This window comes from Streptomyces silaceus (assembly GCF_001419745.1).
Classification (GTDB): Bacteria; Actinomycetota; Actinomycetes; order Streptomycetales; family Streptomycetaceae; genus Streptomyces; species Streptomyces silaceus.
In genome coordinates this window covers 1-3,089 of the sequence record NZ_LIRJ01000320.1, presented here as the reverse complement: position 1 = coordinate 3,089, position 3,089 = coordinate 1, and the positions used below count along the sequence as shown (strand labels likewise).

Below are 3,089 nucleotides of genomic sequence, written 5' to 3'. Positions count from 1 at the left end.
CGGCGGGACCTGGCGGCGCGGGCGATGGCCACGACGGCCTTCTCCAACGCGTACTCCGGGTCGTCGCCGCCGCCCTTGACGCCCGCGTCGGCCGCCGCGACGGCGGTGAGCGCCGCGGCCACGCCGTCCGGGGTCCAGCCGCGCATCTGCTGGCGCACCCGGTCGATCTTCCAGGGCGGCATGCCCAGCTCGCGGGCGAGGTCGGCGGGGCGGCCGCCGCGCGCGGAGGAGAGCTTGCCGATCGCCCGGACGCCCTGCGCGAGGGCGCTGGTGATCATGACGGGGGCGACGCCGGTGGCCAGGGACCAGCGCAGCGCCTCCAGCGCCTCGGCGGCCCTGCCCTCCACGGCCCGGTCGGCCACGGTGAAGCTGGAGGCCTCCGCCCGGCCCGTGTAGTACCGGCCGACGACGGCCTCGTCGATCGTGCCCTCGATGTCCGCCACCAGCTGCGTGACCGCCGAGGCGAGCTCACGCAGATCGCTGCCGATCGCGTCGACCAGGGACTGGCACGCCTCCGGCGTCGCCGAACGGCCCAGCGTGCGGAACTCGCTCCGCACGAAGGAGAGCCGGTCCGCGGGCTTGGTCATCTTGGGGCAGGCGACCTCGCGCGCGCCGGCCTTGCGGGCCGCGTCGAGCAGGCCCTTGCCCTTGGCGCCGCCCGCGTGCAGCAGGACGAGGGTGATCTCCTCGACGGGCGCGCCGAAGTACCCCTTCACGTCCTTGATCGTGTCGGCCGACAGGTCCTGGGCGCTCCGCACCACGACGACCTTGCGCTCGGCGAAGAGCGAGGGGCTGGTGAGCTCGGCGAGCGTGCCGGGCTGCAGCTGGTCGGGGGTGAGGTCGCGCACGTCCGTGTCCGCGTCGGCGGTGCGGGCGGCGGCGACCACCTGCTGCACGGCGCGGTCGAGGAGCAGGTCCTCCTGCCCCACGGCGATCGTGACGGGGGCGAGCGGGTCGTCGTTTGCTGTCTTCCTGGCCATCGCGGTCAAGCATCCCACGCGCCACTGACACCGCGTCCCGCGCGACCTCACCCGTAACGGAGAATGGCCGGGTGAGCGACGTACGACATGTCCTGGTGCTGCCCGACCGCGATGCCGCGGAGGAGGTCGCCGAAGAACTCCCCGACCGCTTCGGCGTCGCCGAGGAACCCCAGCTCGTGCGCGACGCGCTGGCCGGCGAGGACGACGCCGAGGACGCCCAGTGGCTGGTCGTGGTCGAGGACCCCGACGCCCGCCTCGACCCGGCGGCCCTCGACGAACTGGCCGCCGAGCACGAGGGCTGGCTGGAGGCTCCCTAGGGGCGGACGGCCGGGCTCGGTGAGGCGGGCGACCGGTCTCGCTTGGGCGGACGACCGGGCTGGGCGGGGCGCTCGGGCGGTCCCGGTCGGCTGTCGGCGGGGCGGTCGGAGGGCGGTCAGCTCTTGGGGATGACCTGGATGTCGAGGTCGATCGTGATGCTGTGCCCGACGGCCGCGATGCCGCGCGCGAGCATCGTCTGCCAGGTGATCGTGAAGTCGTCGCGGTGCAGCTCGGTGGTGGCGCGGCAGGCGACGCGGGTCTCGCCCTCCAGCCCCTGGCCGACCCCGAGGTACTCGGTGTCGAGCGTGACCGTCCGCGTCACACCGTGCAGGGTCAGCCCGCCGGATATCGCCCAGCGGCTGCCGCCCTTGTGCACGAAGCGGTCGCTGTAGAACTCCATCGTCGGGAACCGCGCCACGTCCAGGAAGTCGCCCGAGCGCAGATGGTCGTCGCGCATCTTGACCGCTGTGTCGATGGAGGACGCGTCGATCACGACGTGCATGGCGGAGTCCTCCATACGCTCGCCCAGCCGGATCGCCCCCGCGAAACTGTTGAACCGGCCGTGGATACGGGCGAGTCCGATGTGGCGCGCGGTGAAGGCGACCGAGGAGTGCAGGGGGTCGATCTCCCAGTCGCCGGGCTCGGGCAGCGCCGGGGGCTGGGCGACCTGGAGCATGACGTCACCGAGCGAGGCGTGCGCGTCCTCCCCGACGGTGGCGCTCGCCCGGTACGGCGTGAACCCCTCCGCCGACACCGCGAGGCGGTAGTCCCCGGCCGGCACGGTCGTCACGAACGACCCGAACGGATCCGTGCCCCCGCTGACCACCTTGCGCCCCATGGCGTCACTGACGGCGAACTCCGCGTTCCGCACGGGCTCATTGACCGGGTCGAGCACCCGGCAGCTGAGCACCCCCGCACTCTTCGGCACCGGGAACGCCGACAAGGGCCCCATCCGCCCCGCCCGATTCGTACGGTTTCCCAGCCAGCGGCCGAACACGCGCGACACACCCCCACGTCACTTGACAACACCTGCAAACTGCAACGAAAAGGCATTCGATCACCGTTGCGGCTTTCCGTGCAACACGAACCCACATCGCAGGAATGCTGACGATGCGTTGGAAGTGTCGCGAGTAGCCCGAATTGCCATCTCCCCTTCATGTCATGCCAGGTCAGGACGGGTTTCCGGCGGTAGCGCTCCCGGGCGCGGCAGCACAACCACTCGGCGTCAGGCGGGCGAGCGCCCCTCGGCGGCAGGCGGGCGCAGCAGCCGCTCGGCGGCGGGCGGGCCCTACGGCGGGCGCGTGGCCACTTCGAGTCGTGGCGCCGATCCGCGCGCCGCCCCACCCCGCGCACCTCGCCCCGACCCCACCACCGCGATCGAACCGTCCGTGTCCGTACGCAGCACCTCCGCTCCCCCGGCCCTCAGCGCCGCCAGCGTCGCGGGCGCCGGGTGGCCGTACGAGTTGTCCGCGCCGCAGGAGATCAACGCCAGCCTGGGCGCCGCCCTGCGCAGCAGCTCCGGGTCCTGATGCGCCGAGCCGTGATGAGCCACCTTCACCACATCCACGGCGGCCAGCGACGCGCCCGCCTCCGTACGCAGCAGGGCTCGCTGCGCCGGCGGTTCGAGGTCCCCGAGGAGCAGCAGCGTCAGCCCTTCCGTCCGCACGAGCAGCGTGACACTCGCGTCGTTCGCCCCCTCGGGCCGTGGCGTCGGCCCTGCCGGAGGCCAGAGCACCCGCCACTCCAGGGCACCCGCCCTGCGCCGCTCCCCCGCCGCGGCCCGGGTCACCG

General features: G+C 73.3%; 4 protein-coding genes. 1 reads left to right on the top strand and 3 read right to left on the bottom strand.

All coding sequences use genetic code 11. The annotated features are described in order from the left end of the window. Nucleotides 1-980 (bottom strand): DNA polymerase III subunit delta (holA, locus tag AOK22_RS27160; RefSeq protein WP_055701349.1); only part of this gene is annotated, 980 nt, incomplete at its 3' end. A 71-nt stretch (nucleotides 981-1,051) separates the two neighbouring features. On the opposite strand from holA, the gene AOK22_RS27155 reads away from it, so the two are divergent. Next, on the top strand, nucleotides 1,052-1,297 hold the full coding sequence (locus AOK22_RS27155) for a hypothetical protein (RefSeq protein WP_055701348.1): 246 nt from the start codon (nucleotides 1,052-1,054) through the stop codon (nucleotides 1,295-1,297). Between the two features lie 116 nt (nucleotides 1,298-1,413). Here AOK22_RS27155 and AOK22_RS27150 read toward each other — a convergent pair whose 3' ends face one another. After that, entirely contained in the window at nucleotides 1,414-2,295 is an 882-nt protein-coding gene (locus tag AOK22_RS27150; RefSeq protein WP_055701350.1) for a YceI family protein, read from the bottom strand. A 291-nt stretch (nucleotides 2,296-2,586) separates the two neighbouring features. Then, nucleotides 2,587-3,089, bottom strand: a 503-nt coding sequence (locus AOK22_RS27145; protein WP_425264067.1) for a ComEC/Rec2 family competence protein, incomplete at its 5' end; no start/stop codon positions are given.